This is a genomic window from Pseudomonas sp. FBCC-B1565, assembly GCF_059133265.1.
Genome location: NZ_CP101438.1, coordinates 3,112,582 through 3,135,664, shown reverse-complemented (window position 1 = coordinate 3,135,664; position 23,083 = coordinate 3,112,582). Strand labels below are relative to the sequence as shown.

17 protein-coding genes and 1 pseudogene are annotated in these 23,083 nt (G+C 60.6%); 13 read left to right on the top strand and 5 right to left on the bottom strand.

What is annotated here, in order from left to right; translation table 11 throughout:
- Positions 1-113 precede the first annotated feature (113 nt).
- Positions 114-746, top strand: a complete 633-nt coding sequence (gene acuR, locus NL123_RS14835; RefSeq protein ID WP_248481677.1) for an acrylate utilization transcriptional regulator AcuR — start codon at positions 114-116, stop codon at positions 744-746.
- Between the two features lie 46 nt (positions 747-792).
- Positions 793-1,776 carry an acrylyl-CoA reductase (NADPH) gene (gene acuI, locus NL123_RS14830; protein WP_494358121.1) on the top strand — a complete coding sequence of 328 codons (984 nt, stop codon included), beginning with the start codon at positions 793-795 and terminating at the stop codon, positions 1,774-1,776.
- Between the two features lie 135 nt (positions 1,777-1,911).
- Here acuI and NL123_RS14825 read toward each other — a convergent pair whose 3' ends face one another.
- Entirely contained in the window at positions 1,912-2,670 is a 759-nt protein-coding gene (locus tag NL123_RS14825; protein WP_494358120.1) for an SDR family oxidoreductase, read from the bottom strand.
- 222 nt (positions 2,671-2,892) lie between these two features.
- On the opposite strand from NL123_RS14825, the gene NL123_RS14820 reads away from it, so the two are divergent.
- The gene (locus tag NL123_RS14820; RefSeq protein WP_494358119.1) at positions 2,893-4,350 is read left to right on the top strand and encodes an MFS transporter; all 1,458 of its coding nucleotides are present in this window, start codon (positions 2,893-2,895) and stop codon (positions 4,348-4,350) included.
- Between the two features lies 1 nt (position 4,351).
- Here the strand turns inward: NL123_RS14820 and NL123_RS14815 are convergent, their stop codons facing one another.
- Together NL123_RS14815 and NL123_RS14810 are read right to left on the bottom strand one after the other, a co-directional pair.
- Positions 4,352-5,212, bottom strand: coding sequence for a LysR family transcriptional regulator (locus NL123_RS14815; protein ID WP_494358118.1), 861 nt, complete (start codon positions 5,210-5,212; stop codon positions 4,352-4,354).
- A 183-nt stretch (positions 5,213-5,395) separates the two neighbouring features.
- Positions 5,396-5,881, bottom strand: a complete 486-nt coding sequence (locus tag NL123_RS14810) for a hypothetical protein (protein WP_248481682.1) — start codon at positions 5,879-5,881, stop codon at positions 5,396-5,398.
- 132 nt (positions 5,882-6,013) lie between these two features.
- On the opposite strand from NL123_RS14810, the gene NL123_RS14805 reads away from it, so the two are divergent.
- On the top strand, positions 6,014-6,430 hold the full coding sequence (locus NL123_RS14805) for a VOC family protein (RefSeq protein ID WP_494358117.1): 417 nt from the start codon (positions 6,014-6,016) through the stop codon (positions 6,428-6,430).
- 109 nt (positions 6,431-6,539) lie between these two features.
- On the opposite strand, the pseudogene NL123_RS14800 reads toward NL123_RS14805, so the two are convergent.
- A pseudogene (locus tag NL123_RS14800) lies at positions 6,540-6,629 on the bottom strand (anti-virulence regulator CigR family protein); the annotation flags it as partial.
- Positions 6,630-6,840: 211 nt separating this feature from the next.
- Between NL123_RS14800 and NL123_RS14795 the strand changes: the two are divergent.
- The 6 genes from NL123_RS14795 (at position 6,841) to NL123_RS14770 (ending at position 15,002) form a co-directional block, all read left to right on the top strand.
- Complete coding sequence (locus NL123_RS14795; protein WP_494358116.1) at positions 6,841-9,261, top strand: TonB-dependent receptor plug domain-containing protein; 2,421 nt, start codon at positions 6,841-6,843, stop codon at positions 9,259-9,261.
- A gap of 44 nt (positions 9,262-9,305) precedes the next feature.
- Positions 9,306-10,916 carry an ABC transporter substrate-binding protein gene (locus NL123_RS14790; RefSeq protein WP_494358308.1) on the top strand — a complete coding sequence of 537 codons (1,611 nt, stop codon included), beginning with the start codon at positions 9,306-9,308 and terminating at the stop codon, positions 10,914-10,916.
- Positions 10,913-11,863 (top strand): ABC transporter permease, encoded by a 951-nt coding sequence (locus tag NL123_RS14785; protein ID WP_248481685.1) that lies wholly within the window; start codon positions 10,913-10,915, stop codon positions 11,861-11,863. The genes NL123_RS14790 and NL123_RS14785 overlap by 4 nt, the downstream gene beginning before the upstream one ends.
- Positions 11,864-11,866: 3 nt before the next feature.
- Positions 11,867-12,766, top strand: a complete 900-nt coding sequence (locus tag NL123_RS14780) for an ABC transporter permease (protein ID WP_494358115.1) — start codon at positions 11,867-11,869, stop codon at positions 12,764-12,766.
- On the top strand, positions 12,763-14,376 hold the full coding sequence (locus NL123_RS14775; protein ID WP_494358114.1) for a dipeptide ABC transporter ATP-binding protein: 1,614 nt from the start codon (positions 12,763-12,765) through the stop codon (positions 14,374-14,376). The genes NL123_RS14780 and NL123_RS14775 overlap by 4 nt, the downstream gene beginning before the upstream one ends.
- A 98-nt stretch (positions 14,377-14,474) precedes the next feature.
- Positions 14,475-15,002: a sterol desaturase family protein gene (locus tag NL123_RS14770; protein WP_494358113.1), complete on the top strand. Its 528-nt coding sequence runs from the start codon at positions 14,475-14,477 to the stop codon at positions 15,000-15,002.
- A 50-nt stretch (positions 15,003-15,052) separates the two neighbouring features.
- Here NL123_RS14770 and NL123_RS14765 read toward each other — a convergent pair whose 3' ends face one another.
- On the bottom strand, positions 15,053-16,756 hold the full coding sequence (locus tag NL123_RS14765; RefSeq protein ID WP_248481689.1) for a hypothetical protein: 1,704 nt from the start codon (positions 16,754-16,756) through the stop codon (positions 15,053-15,055).
- Between the two features lie 405 nt (positions 16,757-17,161).
- Here NL123_RS14765 and mexE point away from each other — a divergent pair, with 405 nt between their 5' ends.
- Genes mexE through NL123_RS14750 form a run of 3 tightly spaced genes read left to right on the top strand, consistent with a single transcriptional unit; the run spans position 17,162 to position 23,010 of the window.
- Positions 17,162-18,403 (top strand): multidrug efflux RND transporter periplasmic adaptor subunit MexE, encoded by a 1,242-nt coding sequence (gene mexE, locus NL123_RS14760; protein ID WP_494358112.1) that lies wholly within the window; start codon positions 17,162-17,164, stop codon positions 18,401-18,403.
- 15 nt (positions 18,404-18,418) lie between these two features.
- A complete protein-coding gene (locus NL123_RS14755; protein WP_071488416.1) occupies positions 18,419-21,598 on the top strand; it encodes an efflux RND transporter permease subunit in 3,180 nt (1,059 codons plus the stop codon).
- The gene (locus NL123_RS14750) at positions 21,595-23,010 is read left to right on the top strand and encodes an efflux transporter outer membrane subunit (RefSeq protein WP_494358111.1); all 1,416 of its coding nucleotides are present in this window, start codon (positions 21,595-21,597) and stop codon (positions 23,008-23,010) included. Before NL123_RS14755 ends, NL123_RS14750 begins: the two co-directional genes overlap by 4 nt.
- Positions 23,011-23,083: the final 73 nt, after the last annotated feature.

The following is a 23,083-nucleotide window of genomic DNA, read 5'->3' as shown; positions in this document are numbered from 1 at the left end:
CCGGGCAGAGGTTAGGCAATCTCTGTTTCGGTTTATCTACTCCAACCGCCTAGGCAACCGTCATGGCAGTTATGAAATTGACTTTGTAGACGATCAGTCTAATATCCTTAGCCATGATCAACTCCTCGCAAACTCCTCGCCGTGGCCGTCCGCCCAAGGTATCCCGACAGAATCCGGATACCCGTGACGCACTAATTCGCTGCGGGACAGAAATTCTAACTGAGCAGGGCTTCATGGCCACCGGCATCGACGGCGTATTGAAAACGGTCGGTGTTCCAAAAGGCTCCTTCTACCACTACTTCGATAGCAAGGAAGATTTTGGACGGGCCGTGATGGACAACTACGCAGCTTACTTCGCCAACAAGCTCAAACGCTGGTTTCTCGATGACTCAATGACTCCTCTGCAGCGTGTTCTAGCCTTCGTCGAGGACGCGAAAGGAGGGATGGAGAAATACCAGTTCAGACGCGGCTGCCTGGTAGGTAACCTTAGCCAGGAAGTAACCATTCTTCCCGCAGGTTTCCGTGAGCATCTGGATGCCACCCTATTCGGTTGGCAGCAACAATTGGCCACCTGTCTAAGAGAGGCACAGGACGCTGGCGAACTTGCCAGACATGTTGATTGCGCAGAACTCGCTGCGTACTTTTGGATTGGTTGGGAAGGTGCGGTGCTCAGAGCACGGCTGGTGAAAAGCACAGCCCCTTTAAATACGTTCATCAACGGATTCATGGCCGGATTACCGCGTTAATTTTTTTGGCCTTTTATAGACGATCGGTCTAATTGAGGAAAACCTTATGTTCCATGGCATTCTGATTGAAAAAAATGACACCAGCAGTCTCGTAAAATTAGCCAGCTTGGACGAAGCACAACTGCCTGACGGTAATGTGACGGTTCGTGTTGCTTATAGCACCCTCAACTACAAAGACGCACTGGCGATAACGGGACAAGGCCCGGTGGTACGCAAGTTTCCGATGGTGCCTGGTATCGACCTTGTGGGGACGGTTGAGGAAAGTAGCCATCCTGACTTCAAGGTCGGTGACAATGTGCTGCTTAATGGATGGGGCGTGGGTGAAGCGCACTGGGGTGGCCTGGCTCAAAAAGCTAGAGTCAATGGTGACTGGCTTATTCCACTGCCTCGCGGGTTCACCGCGCAACAAACCATGGCAATTGGCACAGCAGGTTATACGGCGATGCTCTCGGTGCTCGCTTTGGAGCGTAACGGCGTGACACCGGATGCGGGCGAAGTATTGGTGACAGGAGCCAATGGTGGCGTTGGCAGTTTCGCTATCGCCCTCCTCGCTGGCTTGGGCTACACCGTGGTGGCTTCAACTGGTCGTCTTGAAGAATCTGATTACCTGAAGAGGCTTGGCGCCTCGGAGATCATTGATCGCTCAGTATTAAGCGGGCCAGGTCGCCCACTTGCCAAAGAACGATGGGCAGGCGCGATTGATTCGGTTGGTAGTCATACGCTGGCCAACGTCTGTGCCAGCACCCGTTATGGAGGTACCGTTGCGGCATGCGGACTCGCGCAAGGGATGGACTTACCTGCCAGCGTTGCCCCCTTCATTTTGCGTGGGGTGACACTGGCTGGTATCGACAGCGTGATGCGTCCGCGAAGAGATCGGATCGCAGCTTGGGATCGTCTGGTAAGAGATCTTGATATCTCTATCTTAAAAGAAGTAACGCGAGAGATTGGTTTGGACGCGGTTGTTCAGACGGCAAAGCAACTGCTCGCAGGCGAAGTACGCGGACGAGTTGTGGTTAACGTCAATAATTGACAGCATTGTTTCAGGCAATAAGGTGTCTACGAAACCTGGGGCGATTCACTGTTCATGTTGAGGTGTCCTGCGGGGGCTTCGCAAAAGCGACAAAAGCAACCCTCTGCAAGGGTTGCACCAGGTTCGATCGGGAGGTCAGATCTGCGACAGCCCGCCGTCGACCATCAGTTCCACCCCGTTGACATATTTCGCATCGGCGGATGCGAGGAACAGCGCTGACGAGGCGATTTCTTCAGGTTGGGCCATGTACCCCAGCGGAGTGATCTGCTCGACATGGTGGCGCAGCGCGGCAATGTCGCTTTCGCTCATCTTCAAGCCGTTGTCCATCAAAGGGGTGCGGGTGAAGCCAGGGCTCAGGACATTCGTTCGGATCTTGCGGCCTTTGAGTTCGTTGGCCCAGGTCCTGGCGAAGGACCGCACTGCAGCCTTGGATGCGTTGTAGAGGCTCAGTCCTTCCATCCCATTGCTGGAGCAGATAGAAGCCGTCAGCACAATCGAAGCGCCGTTTTTCAACAAAGGCATCAACGTCTGCACAGTAAAAAACACGCCCTTCACGTTAATGTCGAAGAGGTTGAAGTACGCCGCCTCGGTGGTCTCGCCCAGCGGGTTCTTTTCGCAAATACCCGCGTTGGCGAACACTGCGTCCAACTGATCGTTGCGGGCCTCAATCGTCGCCTTGAGCTGATCGAGATCAGCCTGGCGCGCGACATCGGAAATAACCGCGATCGCTCTATCGCCAAGCCTGGCCACCGCAGCCTCCAGCGTGGCTGCAGAACGCCCAGTGATGTAAACACGCCTGGCGCCCTCTGCAATCAAACCCTGCGCAATCGCATACCCGATCCCGGTGGATGCGCCGGTGACCACTGCCACCTGACCAGCGAATTTACCTGACATATCTGACTCCTCAGTCTCGTTTGTGTGGACCGACTGGAACCACAGTGCGGCCATTTTGAGAGGAATCAGGCACTCGACGGCACTGCCATAAATGAACGCTGGGCGTTCAATTTTGTGAGGCGTCAGCCCAAGTTTGATCGTTTAGATTGGGCCCCATTGATTCGGAGCATGACCCGCCATCGTGAATATTCTGGAACCGAAGGGTTCCAGGCAGGAGACCTTATGCCACAGACAAAAAACGTCCTACCGGAACCGCGGCGCTGGTTGATGTTCGCCATCTTATTGGTCGGTGCGTTTTTACCGCCGCTGGATTTTTTCATCGTGAACGTGGCGCTGCCCTCGATCCAGCAATCGCTCGGCACGGCCTCCTCCGCCGAACAGTTGATCATTTCCTCATACGCGGCGCTTTATGCCGTGACACTGATTACCGGCGGACGGCTGGGTGATATCTACGGTCGCATGAGAATGTTTTTCCTTGGGCTGGTTGGTTTCGCAGTTGCCTCACTGATCTGCGGCGTCGCCGAGTCACCTTGGGTGTTGATCGCCGGACGTTCGCTGCAAGGCGTGACGGCAGCCGTCATGGCGCCCCAGGCACTCGCTTCTGCGCAGGCTATATTTCCCGAGTCCGAAAAGCCCTTGGCGCTGAGTCTCTATGGCGCGGTCTTTGGACTGGCGTCGGTAGCCGGCCAGGCACTTGGCGGGATATTGATATCGCTCGACTTGATGGGCTTGGGGTGGCGGGCGATATTTCTGGTTAATCTACCGATTGCGTTGCTGGTCATTCTGATCGCCATTGCCGTGGTCAGGGAAACCCGCGCGCAACAGACAAGCAAGCTGGATCTGGGTGGAACCGTCCTGTCCATGGCGACCCTTGGGGCGCTGATCGTTCCATTGATCGAAGGGCGTGAAGCCGGCTGGCCCTTGTGGGCCTGGCTGTCGCTTGCGGCAGTACCGCTGTTGGGCTGGCTGTTCTGGCGCTACGAAGCCCGTTTGCACCAGGCGCAAGGCGCACCGTTGCTTGATCCTGCCGCGCTGCGCACGCCTGGGTTGGGCCGGGCACTGCTCGTTGCCCTGACCTTCTACGCGATCGGCGTGTTTTTCCTGCTGTTTTCCATATATTTACAGGGAGCGCTGCATACGAGCCCACTCAATGCAGGCCTGATCTTCCTTCCTTTTGGCGCGGGATTTTTGCTGGGCCCGCTTTCCACCCCTCAATTCAGGCGTTTCCTGGGGGCTTACGTAAACCCCGTCGGAATGGGGCTTGAGGTGCTGGGGTTCGTGCTCCTGGCCTGGCTCGTGGCGCACACACCGATGGCCGTCACGCCCCCTGCGCAGCCCCTCGCCGTCATTCTGTTTCTGATCGGTTTCGGACAAGGACTGGCCCTGCCGACATTGATGCGAATGATCACAGGACGCGTGGCGCCCGCGTATTCCGGCATGATTGCGGGCATTGCCAGTTCTACCCTGCAAATCAGCACATCACTCAGCGTGGCGATAATAGGCGGCATTTTCTACACCCTTCTGGGCACGGATACGGACGCGGCCGCCATCACTCACGCCTTCACCGTTTCCATACTCTGCATCGCGGCATGCCTGGCCTTGGGCGCGGGACTCAGCCTAAGCCTGGCGCGCCAACCGGCTGTGCAATTGCAAACGGCAGCCCTGCGCCCAGTAGAGTGAATCATCGGCCCTGCTGCGAGCCGATCATGCCCGAGGCAAGGTCGGCAAGGGCACGAAGACTGTCCATCTGCCGCATGTCCTGGTGGTAACCCATCCAGATGTCGCGACCCGGTGGCGGTTCATGCGGATCAATCAGCCGCAGCGCCGTCAACTGGTCGCCCAGGACGCGGGGCAATACGGCGATACCCTGCCCTTGCGCGCACATGTGCGCCTGGGCTGTGCGGCTGCTACTGGTGAACACCTTACGGGCCAGAGGGTAACGCTGCTGCAGCCATTGCACATCGGGATAGTGAGACTGGGCAACACTCATGGTGATCAAACCCACCCCGTCGCCCTGCGGCTCGGGGTCAGCGGATCCGACGGCCGCGTATAACCCGTAGCTCAAGGTAGTCAGTTTGCGGTGGACAATATCGGGTTCAGTGAAAGGAACGATCCGAAAGGCAATGTCGGCGTCGCGACGAGCCAGGTCAAACAATCGATGCCCTGCGATGACCTCGGGCACGATCAGCGGATAACGTCGCCCCAGTTCGTTCAGGACCGGGGCCAGCACATAACAGGCGAACCAGTCGGCGCAAGAAATGCGCAACACACCTTCTGGCTGTGCGCTGTCCCCCGCAAGGCGCCTTTCGATTGCCAAGGCACTTTGTTCCATTTCCTGCGCCAGACTGAGCAGCTTTTCCCCGCTGTCGGTCAGGACCAGACCTTGGGTGGTACGCAGGAAAATGGGCTGGCCACTGGACTGCTCAAGCACCTGCAAGCGTCGCCCTACGGTCGGATGGCTGACACCCAACTGCTTGGCGGCAGCGCCCAACGACCCGCTACGGGCAATCGCGAGAAAGACCCGCACATCACTCCAGTCCATGCGTTACCCCGTACAAAAATGAGCAGTGAGAGTGCAGCAATGGCACTGCCGTAGCAATCCCAGGGCCGACATACTGCTCTGCATACACCTTCGTTGAAACACCAACCGGGGACTGCAAATGTCGACTTTCGGGAGTCGCGTACGACCACTTCAACCTGACCGCAGGACCCTGACGGTCATTAATCAAACACTGAAAAGCTTCCACAGTATCGCGTAAGGCATCTCATCATGAGCAATGTCATGCGACCGAAAATAATAAACAGCCGATGCGCTTTCCAAGCCCTTATGAACAAATGCACCGTCAGACATAACACGATAAGAGGCGTACTCCATTAACCTGTCAGAACCAAGAGCGCCAAGCGCCTCTTTTATCTGACGGTAGGTCGCACCCGCCCCAGCTGGAAGTAATTCAGCCGGCGGTTGGCATACAGCCAGGTCATCATTTTCAACATCCCTGTAGTAGGCCCTTCGAAATGCAGCCTCACTGCTGGCCCAGTAGAGGGATAGCAAACTCAGTTTTTCCTCTCCCTCAACAGAACAGGCGTCAGCTAAAAAATATTGATTATCTGAAATCTTGTAAGCGCCGTCGTCCATGGCGAGCACGCGTTGTTCCCGTAGATCAACGACACCCCCCACCTTCGACTTGCACAGCGACGACCACTCTTTCATGTTATCTGCCTCTAGCCTATTGCGGCCATTTGAATATCCGGCCTTCGACCCTGCCAGCCTTGAGTGCACTCAAACTGCGGCTACCCTGAACAATGTCCCATTCGACAACGGCAAGCATCAGGAGTGATGGAAATGCGCAGTTTTACCCTTCAACGTATCGATCATGTTGTTTTGCGGGTCAAGGACATTGAGCGCAGCCTGGCGTTCTACACAGCCGTGCTGGGGTGTGATGTCAAAAAACGCCGTGACGACCTCGGCATGATTCACCTGAGCGCTGGCACATCCATGATTGACCTGGTTGATGTGAACGGGCCGATCGGGCGTCAGGGTGGGCAGCCGGCGGGCAAGCAAAGACACAATGTCGATCACGTTTGCCTGCGGGTCGAGCCGTTCGATGAACAGGCCATTCTCCAGCATTTGGCGGCAGCCGGGGTATCCGCTGAAGCGGCCGTGATGCGGTATGGCGCGGAGGGAACCGGGTTGTCGATGTATCTCAATGACCCTGATGATAATCAGATCGAGTTGAAAGGCCCTGCGGTGCAGGCCTGATGGCTGGAAAGCGTCGAGCCTGAGTCATCATCCGAGTGCGCCGGTGCGGTGCCCCCACCGTCAGGCTTCGGCGCCCTAATCGAAAGCCCCCTCGAGCACCTCATAAATGAGGTAGAGGTTTGCCTCGCGCCAAATTCTTCTGTATGCCAGGCGGCAGTGATGGGCCTGGAGTCCAATAGTCGCGATAGCCGCCAAGCACCCCTTGGAATGTAGTCGACATGGGCGATAAGCAGCACGCCTGTTTTTCATAATAAAAATAGTTAATCTTATTTTAGATATAAATAATATTAACTGATAATTAGCTTATTCCAAAAAAGACTTTCCCGACCGTTTTTTATAGAGATATCTTCACTTCACAGACCGACCCCATACCTGGCGGAGGACGCACCCCCACCCTCCAGGTTATCTCCATGCCAGACATCGCACTCCCCACGTCCCTCAAGAAGTTGCCTCTTTCGCTGCTGACCGGCTCCCTGCTCCTGGCCGCTGCGCCCGCCTTCGCCGACGATGCCACGCTCGATACCGTCACCGTGATTTCCACCGGCCTGCGTGGCCAGCAACGCACAGTGGCCGACAGCCCGGCGCCGATCGATGTGATCAACAGCGACCAATTGCTCAAGACCGGGCGCGCCGAGTTGTCCGAGGCGATTGCCAAGCTGCTGCCTTCTTTCAACTTCGGCACCAACATCGCCGGCTACAACTCGGTGACGCGCCCGCTGAGCAACCGCAGCCTGGGACCGGCCTACACCCTGGTGCTGGTCAACGGTAAACGCCGGCATAACGGCGCCACCGGCCAGCGCGGTTCCATCGATAACAGCGGTGCGAATGCGGTGGACATCGACCTGATCCCGGTCAGCGCGGTGGACCATATCGAGGTGCTCAAAGACAGCGCGGCTGCACAGTACGGTTCCGATGCAGTCGCAGGCGTGATCAACATCATCCTCAAGTCCGGGAAAAGCGGCGGCCACCTGGAGACCAGCTACGGTCAGTTGTATTCCGGCCAGGGCGAGACCATCAAGGTCGCGGGTGACCAGGGCTTCGAACTGGGCCAGGGCGGCTTCTTTCACTTCTCGGCCGATGCGCGCAAACGTGGCAGCGCGTCGTGGAACGACAAGGCCGACAGCAGCGTGCGGGCGTTTGCCGACCCGGCCAAGGAAGCGGCCTGGGACCGCGTGGCGATCAAGAACGGCGACCCGGACCTCAAGGCCTTCAACCTGGCCTACAACGCCGAACTGCCGCTGGAAGACCTGACACTGTATTCGTTCTCCACCTACGGCGAACGCGACGCCGAGGCCGCCAACTACTTCCGCCTGCCGACCGGCACCGCCGCAGTGCCCGAGGTGTTTCCCGACGGTTACTTCCCACTCAACAACATCAAGGACCGCGACTACCAGTTGCTGTTCGGCGGCAAGGGCCTGGTGGCCGACTGGAACTGGGACCTGAGCACCACCTACGGGCGCAACAACGTGCACCACTCCAGCGACCTGAATATCAACCCGTCGCTGGGCACCGCGTCGCCGACCAAATTCGATAACCTGGCGACCTTCCGCTTCGAGCAGTGGGTCAACAACCTCGACTTCACCCGCCACTACGACAGCCTGTTCAACCTGACGTCGCCGGTGCAGGTCTCCGCAGGCCTGGAACATCGCTGGGAGCATTTCAGTACGTTCGCCGGCGAGCGCGAGGCCTATATCACCGGTACCTACCCTGCCGCGTCTGGCGCACAGGCGGCGGTGACGATTCGTCCGGAAGATGAAGTCAGCCTGATCCGCAATAACTACGCCGGCTACCTGGACCTGGGTTTCGACCTGACGGACCGCTGGTTTCTCGACGTCGCCGGGCGGGTCGAGCACTACGACGATGATTCGGGCAACACCTTCGGCCTGAAAGTGAACTCACGCTACGAACTCACCGACACCGTAGCCGTGCGCGGTACCCTGGGCACCGGTTTCCGCGCGCCTTCCCTGACCCAGATCGGCTACACCGTGGCCGACAACCGCGTGGCCGTCGATGTGAACGGCAACGTGGTGCCGGCCGTGACGCGCCTGACGCCGTCCGGCAGCAACCTGGCCAAGGCGCTGGGCGGCGATGACCTAAAACCGGAAAAATCGCGCAACATGGGGCTGGGCCTGACCTGGCAACCGGCGCCGCGCACCAGTATCACCGCGGATGCCTACCTGATCGACATCGATGACCGCATCGCCCTCACCAGCAATATCTACGACCGTGGCAACGGCGCGATCAACGCCATTCTCGCCGCCCAGGGTGTACCGACCGGCACCTGGGTCAACTACTACACCAACGCCTTCGACACGCGCACCAAGGGCCTGGACGTGGTTGCCGACCACACCACACCGCTGGAGGCCTGGGGCGATGTGCGCTGGAGCCTGGGCTTCAACTGGAACAAGACCACGATTGAAGGCACACGCGACACACCGGCGGCACTCGCCGGTTCCGGCGTGACCCTGGTCGGCCGCGACCGCGAAGGCGACCTGACCGACGCGTCACCCAAGACCAAGTGGATCCTGGGCGCCAACTGGAAGGTCGAGGACCTGGCCGTCAACCTGCAAACCGCGCGCTACGGCGCGGTCAAGACCCTGGCCGTCAACCCCACCGGCGACCGCAGCTTCGGCGCCAAATGGATCACCGACCTGGACGTCAGCTACACCTTCATCGACCACCTCACCGTGAGCATCGGCGGCACCAACATCTTCGACGTGCGCCCCGACAAAAACGCGGTGTACAGCAACCTCGGCCTGGCCGCCTACGGCAACCCGCCGTTCTACCCAGGCGGTGGCTACTGGTACACCAAGCTCGCCTACGACTTCTGATCCACACGCCACATGAGGGCACCCCATTGAATACCGCCAACTTGATGAGCCGTCTGCTGGCCCCCTGCGCCCTGGCGCTGAGCCTCGCCGCCTGCTCGCCCGGCCATGCCCCCCAGGCGGGCAAGACCCTGAACATCGCATTTTTCGGCGATAACACCACCCTGGTCAGCGTCGACCCGTTCCAGGTCTATTGGCTGGAGCACCGCGTGCTGCTGCGCAACGTCGCCGAGTCCCTGACCGACCAGGACCCGGACACCGGCAAGATCATTCCCTGGCTGGCCAAACGCTGGGAAGTCAGTGACGACGCGCTGACCTATACCTTCCACCTGCGGGAGGACGTGACCTTCAGCAACGGCGAACGCTTCGATGCCAAGGCGGTGAAAACCGCGTTTGACAGCGACAAGGCACTGGCCACCGAACTGCCGGCCACCTTCGGCGCCACCTACCTGGCGGGTTATGACCACGCCGAAGTGGTCGACGACTTCACCGTCAAGCTGGTGCTGGCCAAGCCCAACGCGGGCTTCCTGCAAGCCACCTCCACCACCAACCTGGCGATCCTCGCGCCGGCCTCCTACGCGCTGAGCGTGAAGGAGCGCTCCCTGGGCAAGATCATCGGCACCGGGCCGTTCGTACTGGCCAGCTACACGCCGGAAGTCGGTGCGCACCTGACCAAGCGCAAGGGCTACGCCTGGGCCTCGGCCAATATGAAAAACCAGGGTGAAGCGCACCTGGACGCGGTGGACATCAGCTACATCCCCGAAGAAAGCGTGCGCAACGGCCTGTTCCTGCAAGGCAAGGCCGACATCCTGTGGCCGCGCAACCCGTTCTCGGAAGTCGACCTGAAGCTGTTCCAGTCCAAGGGCGCGACCATTCAAAGCCGCTCGCTGCCGGGACCGGCGCTGAACCTGTACCCCAACACCCGTGGCGAGCGGATCCTGGCCGATCGGCAAGTACGCCTGGCGCTGCAAAAGGCCCTGGACCGCAAGAGCTACGCCAGCACCGTGTACAACGCCGAGTTCCCGGTGGTGGACGGCATCTTCGATGTGACCACGCCGTACTTCAAAAGCCAGGGCGCCAAGCTGGCCTATGACCCGGCGGACGCCGAGCGGTTGTTGGATCAAGCCGGCTGGGCCAAGGGTGCGGACGGTTACCGGCAGAAGAACGGCAAGCGCCTGAGCCTGAGCTACAACATCACCCCGGCCGAGACCGCCGGCGATGTGCTGATCCAGGACCAACTGCGCAAGGTCGGCATCGAGTTGAAACTCAGCGTAGTGACCCGCGCCGAATGGGTCGCCAACAACTCGGCGGGCAACTATGACCTGACCATCAACTACATGACCCGCGCCGACCCGATCATCCTGCAGACCATCCTCGATCCGCGCAGCGCCAACAGTTCCACGCTGGCCACCAACACCTATGAACCGGCGGTGCTGGAACAGGCCAAGGGCTTGTTCGATGCCGGCATCACGGCCACTCAAGCCCCGCAACGCGCTGCCGCCTATGGCAGCCTGCAGGATTTACTTATCGATGAAAGCTCCGCGTTCCCGGTGTATGAGCGTGTGTGGCAGGCGGCGACCTCGCCCAAGGTAAAAAACTTCCGCTGGACCGCCGAGGGTTTTGCGCTGCTGGGTGATATTGAGATCGGCACGCCATGAGCCGTTATCTGATCGGCCGTATCGGCCAGGCACTGCTGGTGCTGTGGGGGGCGTACAGCATCACGTATTTCATTCTGTATCTGCTGCCGGGCGACACCTTGTCGATCATGCTCAGCGCGTCAGGCATGGAGGCCGACGCGCTGTCCGCGGAGGACCTGGCCAAGGCACGGGCCTACTACGGCCTGGATAAAGGCCTGTTCGAGCAGTATTTCGACCTGCTGCTGGGAGCGCTACGGGGGGATTTCGGGCAGTCGCTTTCACTGAATCGCCCAGTGGCCGAACTGCTTGCCGAACGCCTGCCGCAGACCCTGTCCCTGGCGGGGCTGGCCATCGTGTTGTCACTGCTTGGCGGAATCGGCCTGGCCTACCTGACCGCCTACATCCGTTGGCAACCGCTGAAGAAAGCCTTGGCGCGACTGCCGTCGCTGGGCTTTTCGGTGCCGGTGTTCTGGATGGGGCTGTTGCTGATCCAGGTGTTTGCCTTCGGCCTCGGCTGGTTTCCGGCCACCGGCAGCCGGGGCCTGGAAAGCCTGGTGTTGCCCGCCGTGACCTTGGCGATTCCGAGTGCAGCGGTGTACGCCCAGGTGCTGCAACGCAGTTTCCAGGGGGTCTGGACAGAGTCCTATATCACCACTGCGTACGCCAAGGGCCTGAGCCGTGGCCAGGTGCAGGCACGCCATGGCTTCAAGAATGCCGCGCTGCCGATCCTCACCCTGATCGGCTTGCAGGTGGGCAATACGGTGTCGGGCGCGGTGTTGGTGGAAACCATCTTTGCCCGCTCCGGCATTGGCCGGCTGGCCCAGGAAGCAGTGCTGCGCCAGGACATTCCAGTGGTGCTCGCCATCGTTTCGGTGTCGGCGGCGGCATTTGTATTGGTGAACCTGCTGGTCGACCTGTTGTACCCGTGGTTCGACCCGCGCATCTCCCACACGCCAAAGGTGTCCTAGACCATGACCGTTCTTGAGCAGAACCTGGGCCGCAATACCCTCCCGGCCAGCCCTGCGCTGTGGCGCCGCCGCAGCCGCCTGCAACGCGTGACGGCGACAGTGTTGCCACTGTTACGCCGACCGGGGTTCAGCCTGGCGCTGCTGGTGGTGGTGTTTGCCTTGGTGGCGGCTGTGGCGCCGCACGTGTTGAGCAGCTTCGATCCTTACGCCACCTCGCCCGTCGACAAGCTGCGCGCGCCCAACCTGATCCACTGGTTTGGTACCGATGAGCTGGGCCGCGACCTCTATACGCGGGTGGTCCATGGCGCCAGCCTATCGGTCCTGGCAGCGTTTCTTGCGGTGGGCATCGCCCTCTTGGGCGGGCTGGGCCTGGGCATCCTGTCGGGTTTTGCCGGGGGGCGCATCGACGCGGTGATCATGCGCTTTGTCGATGTACTGCTGGCCCTGCCCGGCCTGCTGCTGGCCCTGGCGATTGTCACGGCCATCGGCTTCGGCACGGTGCCGGTGGCGATTGCCGTGGGCATTGGCATTATTCCGGGGTTTGCCCGCACCACCCGCGCCGAGGTGCTGCGGGTCAAGACCCTGCCCTACGTCGAGGCCGCGCGCCTGGGCGGTGCCAGCTGGGGGCGCACCTTGCTGCGGCACACCCTGCCCAATGCATGGGGGCCGGTGGCCGTGCTGGCGACCCTGGACTTCGGCGCCGCGATCCTGGCCACCGCCGGGCTGAGCTTCCTCGGTTTCGGCGCCGCACCACCGGCTGCGGAATGGGGCACCTTGATCGCCAACGGGCGACACTTCCTGATCACCGCTCCCTGGGTTTCCCTGCTGCCCGGCCTGTTCCTGGTGGCCGTGGTGTTCAGCCTCAACCATATCGCCCGCACCTTCGAGGAGATCCAGCGATGAGCGCTTTAGTGGATGTACGCCAACTCAGCGTCAGCTATCGGCACGGCAACACGGCGGTCAATCGCCTGTCACTGAGCATCGCCCAGGGCGAGACCGTGGCGATTGTCGGTGAGTCCGGCTCCGGTAAATCGACCCTGGCCAACGCTATCCTCGGTCTGTTACCGGACAGTGCGCAGGTCACCGCCGGCCAGCTGTGGGTAGACGGCCACGACCTGACCCACGCCAGTGAGCGCCAAAAGCGTGCATTGCGCGGCCGCACCATCGGCCTGGTGCCCCAGGACCCGATGGTCAGCCTCAACCCGACCCTGCGCGTGGGCCAGCAGATCGCCGAGGCGCTGATCCTGGCCAAGGGCAAACGCTACCCCGGCGTCGATGCCGACATTGTCGAACTGCTGCAACAGGTGGGCATCGACACGCCTGTACTGCGCGCCCGCCAGTACCCCCATGAACTCTCCGGCGGCATGCGCCAGCGTGTGCTGATCGCCATCGCCCTGGCGGGCAACCCGCGCTTGATCATCGCCGACGAACCCACCAGCGCCCTGGATGTGACGGTGCAGCGCAAGATCCTCGACCACTTGCAGCGCTTGGTCAGCGAGCGCGGGATTTCGCTGCTGATCATCACCCATGACCTGGGTGTGGCCGCCGACCGCGCCGACCGGGTCCTGGTGATGCAACACGGTGAAGTGGTCGAACAAGGCGCGCCAGGCCAGATCCTCGGCGCGCCGCAACACGACTACACCCGCGCGCTGATTGCCGCCGCGCCGGCGTTCGCCAGACGGCGTGAGCCCTTGCCGTGCATGGATTCGACACAACAACCGATCCTGAGCATGAAAAACGTCGGCAAGACGTTTGTACTGCCCAGGGTCAAGGGTGAAGAATCAACGTTCGTGGCCCTTGAGGATCTCAGCCTGCAGGTGTATCCCGGCCAGACCCTGGCCATCGTCGGTGAGTCCGGCTCGGGCAAGAGCACCGCGCTGCGCATCGCCCTCGGCCTGGAAAAACCGACCCAGGGCCAGGTCTGGTTCGAACAACAGGACGTCACCCACCTGAGCTGGCGCGACTTCCGCCCGCTGCGCCAACGCCTGCAACTGGTGCAGCAGAATCCGTTTGCCGCCCTGGACCCACGCTTTACCGTGTTCGACAGCATCGTCGAACCGCTGGTGTCCTTCGGGCGGCTCAAGGGCGCCGCGCTGGAGCACGCGGCGCGGCAGTTGATCAGCCGCGTGCATTTGCCGGTCAGCTACCTGGATCGTTTGCCGCGAGAGTTGTCTGGCGGTCAGTGCCAACGCGTCGCCATCGCCAGGGCGCTGGCGTTGCAACCTGACTTGTTGTTACTCGACGAGCCGGTCAGCGCGCTCGATGTGTCGGTGCAGGCGCGCATCCTTGAGCTGCTGGAAGAGCTGCAACGGGAGATGGGCATTGCCTATGTGCTGGTGTCCCACGACTTGTCGGTGGTGGCCAACTTCGCCCATGAGGCGCTGGTGTTGCGCAACGGCCGGGTGATTGAACAGGGCTCGGTGGAGCAGATCTTCCATCGGCCGGTCAGTGAGTACACGCGGGAATTGATTGCGGCTATCCCTGGCCGGCAGGTCATTGCAAGCGCAGCGTGAGACCTGTGTCGCAGTGCCGCGCGAAACAGTTGTCGGCGACGGCGCGATCCCCGAGAATCGCGCCCCCGACTCTCGGGCACTTCAGGGATATTCCGCGCATGGCTGCTTCCAACAAATGGCTGATGTCGTCAGTCGCTTATTACCTCGACTTCTTCACCGTCCCCCTCTTCATCCTCCTTGCCCTGTACCTCGCACCTTTTGATCCGGGACTGGCACTCGCAGGCCTGTTGGCCTGGTCACTGGTGGAGTACTCGGCGCACCGCTTCCTGTTTCACTCGCTGTATCGCCGTGAGCACTGGACCCACCACGTCGACGTGCTGGCCTATATCGGTGTGTCGAGCTGGAAAACTAGCTCGACCTTTGCCGCGCTGTTGCTGCTGGCCTGGTTCACCGGATTGACGTCGACATTTGTTGGCGCCGTGAGCGGGTACTTCTATTACATCTCGGTACATTACGTGATGCATCGCCCCGAGCATTGGGCGTATCGCTTCATTCCAGGCCTGGTGGCCAATCATGAGCTGCACCACCGCCAAGGTATCGAGAAGAACTTTGGTGTCTCTTCACCGTTATGGGATCACGTGTTTGGCACCTACGTTCGGGCTGAAACGCTCAGCCGCTATGATTAAAGATTTGGTGATCGACCTGGCAGCCCCTTCGCCATGGCCTGCTCGAACCATCACAGCTCGAAGTCAGCGCCCTCCCTGCCGTAGTCCTTTTTTGAGGTTTTGCTCATTGATCTGTCCTGTTGGGGCTCCGCCCGCTGGTATTGATTACGCAAGCGCTTCGTCAGTTCAAGCGTGAAGGGCTCGTCTTCAATCGCCAGCAGTAACAGGTGCCGAGGAAGCTCTCCGGTCTCACCACTGCCTAGAATCCGCATGGCGTCATCAACGGTGTCAAAGGGCTCTCCAATGCCGGAGGCTGCATCACACAGACCAAAGCTGATGAAGCTGGCCCAGTCCCAACCCGTGCTGCGAACATCCAGCTTAAGCTTGGTCGCATTCGGGTTTCTGTTTGCATCGAGTATCAACTGCTGCAGCGCCTGCGCTGAACTCACTGTTGGAACCGGCGAGTCCAACCGCAGTTGGGGCGATTCGTGATAGAACAGGTAATACCCGCCGCGTGGCAACTTGGAAAGCTTGGGTAATTGGCCCTTCTTGCTGCCTACGTCAGCCTCCCAGTCTTTTGCGCGCTTGGCTTGCAACAACACTGCTTTGCGACAGACCAGCCCACCAATATTCAGGGCGATAATCACGCCGATATCGGCGCCCACACGGGTTTCTTCTTCAGTATTGGCCAACTGCAACATACCCAGATAAGACTGGGACACAGGATAGCCGAATAGCGGAATATGGCTGGACGCCCACTCCGAAAGCCCATCTTCAACACACTGACTGAACCGGCCATTCAGGGGGTCTTCGGTTGACACCGTACGGTTGAGCACATCCGCCATTTTCTGTTGGCAGCGGAACATCCCCCAATAGATGGACCACAGCACATCAATGCGCAGGTTTTGAGGCGACGCGACCAACGTGGTCAACAATTGCCATTGATCCGAGCCGTGCAGGTCGCCTAGCAATTGACTTGCACAATCTGCCGTCAGATTGGCGGCTGCCAACTGGACGGAGGCGTCAACGATATCGGCGAAACAGCCCGTGACAGGCACCCCGTAATGGGCGGAATAGGCGTGCTTGCGCAGCTCCAGGGCCTGGTTGTGCAAACGGGAGTAGAGGGCGTCATCCGGGCGTTTCTGAAAGACTAATTGCGTCAGATGCCCGCGAGCCAGCGACACATTGCCTTGACGTATCGCCCTGTCCATCCCGGCGAGGTGCATGGCGAAATCGGCTGCCAACCAACCTTGACCGCACGCGGCAGCCAAGGCTTCGTTCGCCTCGTGGAGAAAACCATTCAGTTCTTGATGAACGTGAGTGAGTTTCTGCAGCTTGACCTTCAGCTCAGCTTGTTCTTTGCGCTTATCGGTGACGAACTGATTGTGTGAAGCTATATCGCTGTCACGCTGCACCTTGGCGTTGGGCTCATCATAGTCACGGGTGACCGCTGCATGCCTGGCCACGGCGTTTTTGAATTGGCTATTGGCCTCTCCGGTATCGAAGGGGCTCAGCACCCATCCCAGTCCGTAGCCCTCTTTTTTGTGCGCATTGTAACGACGCTGGCTGTCCTCCATGCGCAACCGGGTCTTCAACAACGCCGCATCTCGTTCTGCGTCACCATCACGCAGTTCCAGAGCATCAATCTCACTGATCTGTGCGCGAGTCCGGGTCATCCGTTCGCAAATGTCACCGAGGGTCTTGGAAAGAAAGGCTGCCAACTCGCCGCCGAGCGTTGCAACAGTATGACAGTCATGGTTCTGGAACGTGGTCATCAACGACTTCCTGGTCAGATTGCAACAACAATGAATGCGCGGTCTTGCGATGGCGCAGCCGCTGAATTCTGCCGTGGTCGCACACTGCATCACAAGCACCCTGCCCTCCAGCGTCCAATACCACCCTGAGACCACCTGCGCATCATGGCTCGACAATTGGGCCGCAATCCGCTTGATCAACACAGTTGGACGCACTCAAAACGCTACGCCGGTGAGTTGCACGACCTGCAAAAGACAATTGTCATCACGCCTATTGATAGCCCCCTAACGAAACCCCCATGCTAGAGGGCTAATCTCGCGCTTATATCATTCCGAATGATAGTTACCTTTGCTTCATTCGATTCGTGACATAGCACAGCGCCGCGCATGATCCGCCCATCTCAAATACATTGGCGGATGCACCTCATGGAACAGTCACTCAAACATTTGCGCTTCCCCTTGGCCATTTTGGCGGTAGTGGTGTTGAGCGCGTGCGGCAAGAGCCCGGAACAAGCGGCCGCCATGCCAGCTGCCAAAGTCAGCGTGGCCAAGGTGCTGGAACAACCGGTCAACGAGTGGGATGAATTCACCGGTCGCCTGGAAGCCCCGGAAACCGTGCAGATCCGTCCGCGCGTGTCCGGCCAGATCGACCAGGTGGCCTTCACCGAAGGCGCCCTGGTGAAGAAAGGCGACCTGCTGTTCCAGATCGACCCGCGTCCGTTCCAGGCTGAAGTGCGCCGCCTAGAAGCCCAGCTGCAACAAACCCGTGCCGCCGCGACCCGCAGCGATAATGAAGCGCAACGTGGCGAACGCCTGCGCCAGAGCAATGCGATCTCCGCCGAACTGGCCGACTCGCGCACCACCGCCGCCCAGGAAGCCCGCGCCGCCGTCGCAGGGATCCAGGCGCAGTTGGACCTGGCCAAGCTGAACCTGAGCTTCACCCGCGTGACGTCGCCGATCAGCGGCCGCGTCAGCCGTGCCGAAATCACCGCCGGCAACCTGGTGACCGCCGACGTCACCGCGCTGACCAGCGTGGTCTCCACCGACAAGGTCTACGCCTACTTCGACGCCGATGAGCGCGTGTTCCTCAAGTACACCGAACTGGCCCGCCAAGGCCGTCGTGGTGCGACCACCCCGGTTTACCTGGGCCTGTCCAACGAGACCGGCAACCCGCACCTGGGCCAGATGAACTTTGTCGACAACCAGGTCAACCCGGCCACCGGCACCATCCGTGGCCGCGCCGTGTTCGATAACAGCAAGGGCGAATACACCCCTGGCCTGTACGCCCGGCTGAAGCTGGTCGGCAGCGGCACCTACTCTGCCGTGCTGATCAACGACGAAGCCGTCGGCACCGACCTGGGCAAGAAGTTCGTGCTGGTGATGGAAGGCGACAAGCCGGCCTACCGCTCGGTGGAACTGGGGCCGAAGATCGAAGGTTTGCGCATCGTGCGCAGCGGCCTGAACAAGGACGACACCATTATCGTCAAGGGCCTGCAGCGCGTGCGCCCAGGGTCGCCGGTCGCCCCGGAAACCATTCCGATGGCCAGCAAGGAAACCCTCGCCGCCTTGGCCCAACAACGACAAGCGCTTGAAGCCAGCAACCTGGAGCAAGTGGCGCCGGAAAAAACCGCGCCCAAGCTCGCAGCCGTCGCGGCTCCACGCGGTTAAGGGAAACGACTCAAGATGAATTTTTCCAAGTTCTTCATTTCGCGGCCGATCTTCGCAGCGGTGCTCTCGCTGCTGATCCTGATCGCCGGTGCGATCTCGCTGTTCCAATTGCCGATCAGTGAATACCCGGAAGTGGTGCCGCCGACCGTGGTGGTGCGCGCCAACTTCCCGGGCGCCAACCCCAAGGTCATCGGTGAAACCGTGGCCGCTCCTCTGGAGCAGGCGATCACCGGCGTCGAGAACATGCTGTACATGTCCTCGCAGTCGACCGCCGACGGCAAGCTGACCCTGACCATCACCTTCGCCCTGGGCACCGACCTGGACAACGCGCAGGTGCAAGTGCAAAACCGTGTGACCCGGACTCAGCCGAAACTGCCTGAAGAAGTGACGCGCATCGGTATTACCGTGGACAAGGCCTCCCCCGACCTGACCATGGTGGTGCACTTGACCTCCCCGGATCAGCGCTACGACATGCTCTACCTGTCCAACTACGCCTTGCTCAACGTGAAGGATGAGTTGGCGCGCCTCGGCGGTGTGGGTGATGTGCAGCTGTTCGGCATGGGCGACTACTCCCTGCGCGTATGGCTGGACCCGAACAAAACCGCTTCGCGCAACCTGACCGCCACTGATGTGGTGACCGCGATCCGCGAGCAGAACCGTCAAGTGGCCGCCGGTGCACTGGGTGCGCAACCCGCCCCGACCGCCACCGCGTTCCAGTTGTCGGTGAACACCCAGGGTCGCCTGGTGACCGAGGAAGAGTTCGAGAACATCATCATTCGCTCCGGCGCCAACGGTGAAATCACACGCTTGAAAGACATCGCTCGGGTGGAGCTGGGTTCCAGCCAATACGCCCTGCGCTCGTTGCTCAACAACCAGCCGGCCGTGGCCATCCCGATCTTCCAGCGCCCTGGCTCCAACGCCATCGAGATCTCCAACGAAGTGCGCGGCAAGATGGAAGAGCTGAAAAAGAGCTTCCCGCAAGGCATGGACTACAGCATCGTCTATGACCCGACCATCTTCGTGCGCGGCTCCATCGAAGCGGTGGTACACACCCTGTTCGAAGCGCTGATCCTGGTTGTGCTGGTGGTGATCCTGTTCCTGCAGACCTGGCGCGCCTCGATCATTCCGTTGGTGGCGGTGCCGGTATCGTTGATCGGTACGTTTGCGGTAATGCACCTGTTCGGTTTCTCGCTCAACGCGCTGTCGTTGTTCGGCCTGGTATTGGCCATCGGTATCGTGGTGGATGACGCCATCGTGGTGGTGGAAAACGTCGAACGGAACATCGAGCTGGGCCTGGACCCCTTCCCGGCCACTGAAAAAGCCATGAGCGAAGTGACCGGCCCGATCATCGCCACCGCGTTGGTGCTGTGTGCGGTGTTCGTGCCAGCTGCGTTCATCAGCGGCTTGACCGGGCAGTTCTACAAGCAGTTCGCCTTGACCATTGCGATCTCGACGGTGATTTCGGCCTTCAACTCCCTAACCTTGTCCCCTGCCCTGGCGGCGGTGCTGCTCAAAAGCCACAACGCGCCGAAGGATGGCTTCTCCAAGTTCCTCGACAAGCTGCTGGGTGGCTGGTTGTTCAAACCGTTCAACCGCTTCTTCGACAAGGCCAGCCATGGTTACGTCGGCACCGTGCGCCGGGTGATCCGTGGCAGTGGTATTGCGCTGTTCCTGTACGCCGGCCTGATGGTCCTGACCTGGCTGGGCTTTGCCCACACGCCGACCGGTTTCGTACCGGCCCAGGACAAGCAATACCTGGTAGCCTTCGCTCAATTGCCGGACGCGGCGAGCCTGGACCGCACCGAAGACGTGATCAAGCGCATGTCCGACATCGCCCTGAAACAACCAGGTGTGGAAGCCGCCGTGGCGTTCCCGGGCCTGTCGATCAACGGTTTCACCAACAGCCCGAACAGCGGCATCGTGTTCGTGACCTTGAAACCGTTCGACGAGCGTAAAGACCCGAGCATGTCCGCCGGCGCGATTGCCGGTGCCTTGAACGGCAAGTACAGCAGCATCCAGGAAGCCTACATGGCGATCTTCCCACCGCCGCCGGTACAGGGCCTGGGTACGATCGGCGGCTTCCGCCTGCAGATCGAAGACCGGGGCAACCTGGGGTACGACGAGCTGTACAAAGAAGTGCAGAACATCATCACCAAGAGCCGTACCACGCCGGAACTGTTCGGCCTGTTCACCAGCTACACGGTCAACGTGCCCCAGGTCGATGCCGCCATCGACCGTGAAAAGGCCAAGACCCACGGCGTGGCGATCAGCGACATCTTCGATACCCTGCAGATCTACCTGGGTTCGTTGTATGCCAACGACTTCAACCGCTTTGGCCGGACCTACCAGGTCAACGTGCAGGCCGAGCAACAGTTCCGCCTGGATGAAGACCAGATCGGTCAGCTGAAAGTGCGCAACAACAAAGGCGAGATGATCCCGCTGGCGACCTTCATCAAGGTCAGCGACACCTCGGGCCCGGACCGCGTGATGCACTACAACGGCTTTATCACTGCTGAAATCAACGGCAACGCTGCTCCGGGCTACAGCTCGGGCCAGGCTCAGGCGGCGATCGAGAAACTGCTGAAAGACGAACTGCCCAACGGCATGACCTACGAGTGGACCGACCTGACGTATCAGCAAATCCTCTCGGGCAACACTGCGCTGTTCGTGTTCCCGCTCTGCGTACTGCTGGCGTTCCTGGTACTGGCCGCCCAATACGAAAGCTGGAGCCTGCCATTGGCGGTGATCCTGATCGTACCGATGACCCTGCTGTCGGCGATTACCGGGGTGATTATCTCGGGCGGTGACAACAACATCTTCACCCAGATCGGCTTGATCGTACTGGTGGGCCTGGCGTGCAAGAACGCGATCCTCATCGTCGAGTTCGCCAAGGACAAACAGGCAGAAGGCCTCGACCCGCTCGCTGCGGTACTGGAAGCCTGCCGTCTGCGTCTGCGGCCGATCCTGATGACTTCGTTCGCCTTCATCATGGGTGTGGTGCCACTGGTGTTGTCCAGCGGCGCCGGTGCCGAGATGCGGCATGCCATGGGCGTGGCGGTGTTCTCCGGGATGATCGGTGTGACCTTCTTCGGTCTGTTGCTGACGCCAGTGTTCTACGTACTGATCCGTCGCTCGGTGGAGCGCAGCGAGGCACGCAAAGCGGCCAAGGCCTTGAAGCTGGAGACACAGCAATGAATGTGAAAGTATTCCTGCCGAGCTTGCTGGTACTGGCGCTGAGCGCCTGTGCCGTAGGCCCGGACTACAAGACCCAGACCCCGGAGGCGGCCAACATCACGGCCGCTGCCGATGCCAAGCAATATGACCATGCCAAGTTCGAAGGCATCTGGTGGCAGCAGTTCGACGACCCGACCCTCAACCAGTTGGTGACGCAATCGCTGCAAGGCAACCGTGACCTGCGCGTCGCCTTTGCCCGCCTGCGGGCGGCGCGGGCGATCCGTGATGACGCCAGCAACGACGCGATGCCGACCATCACCAGCCGAGTCAGCAGTGATCAGGGCAAAGGCCAGATTCCGGGCCAGACCACCAGCCGGGTCAAGACCGAGCGTTACGACCTCGGCCTGGACATGGCCTGGGAACTGGACCTGTTCGGTCGCATCCAGCGCAATCTGGAAGCCACTGACGCTGACCAGCAGGCTGCCGAGGCGGACTTGTACCAGCTGCAAGTGACAATGATCGCCGAACTGGTGGACGCCTACGGCCAATTGCGTGGCGCGCAACTGCGTGAACGCATCGCCCTGGACAACCTGAAGAACCAGCAGGAATCGCGCACCATCACCGTCAGCCTGCGCGATGCCGGTGTGGGCGATCAACTCGATGTGGAGCGTGCCGACGCACGCCTCGCAGCGGTTGAAGCCAGCGTGCCGCAACTGCAAGCCGAACAAGTGCGCGAGCGTAACCGCATCGCTACCCTCCTCGGCCAGCGCCCCGACAAGCTTACCGTCGACCTGAGCCCCAAAGACTTGCCGGCAATTGCCAAGGCCTTGCCGATTGGTGATCCGGGGCAACTGCTGCAACGTCGCCCGGACATCCTCAGCGCCGAACGCAAACTGGCCGCCGCCACCGCGCGTATCGGCGTGGCCAAGGCCGACCTGTTCCCACGGGTCAGCCTCAGCGGTTTTCTCGGCTTTACCGCCGGGCGGGGTTCGCAGATCGGTTCGTCCGCCGCCAATGCCTGGGCCCTCGGCCCGAGCATCACCTGGGCCGCGTTCGATCTGGGCAGCGTGCGAGCGCGTTTGCGCGGCGCAGACGCCGAAGCCGATGGCGCCCTGGCGACCTACGAGCAGCAAGTGCTGCTGGCGTTGGAAGAGTCCGAGAACGCCTTCAGTGACTACGGCAAGCGTCAGCAACGCCTGGTTTCGCTGATCCGCCAAAGCGAATCCAGCCGTGCCGCCGCCGACCTGGCCGCGATCCGCTACCGCGAAGGCACCGTGGACTTCCTGGTGCTGCTGGACGCGCAACGTGAGCGCCTGGCCGCCGAAGACTCCCAGGCCCAGGCCGAAGTGGACCTGTATCGCGGCATCGTCGCGATCTACAAAGCGTTGGGCGGTGGCTGGCAGCCGGACACGGTGGTCGCCAGCGCCAAGTGAGGTAAAGAGCTCCTTTGGTTGGTCGCATCCAGCCAATTTTTTGCCCCGTGGTCCATTCGGTCACGGGGCTTTT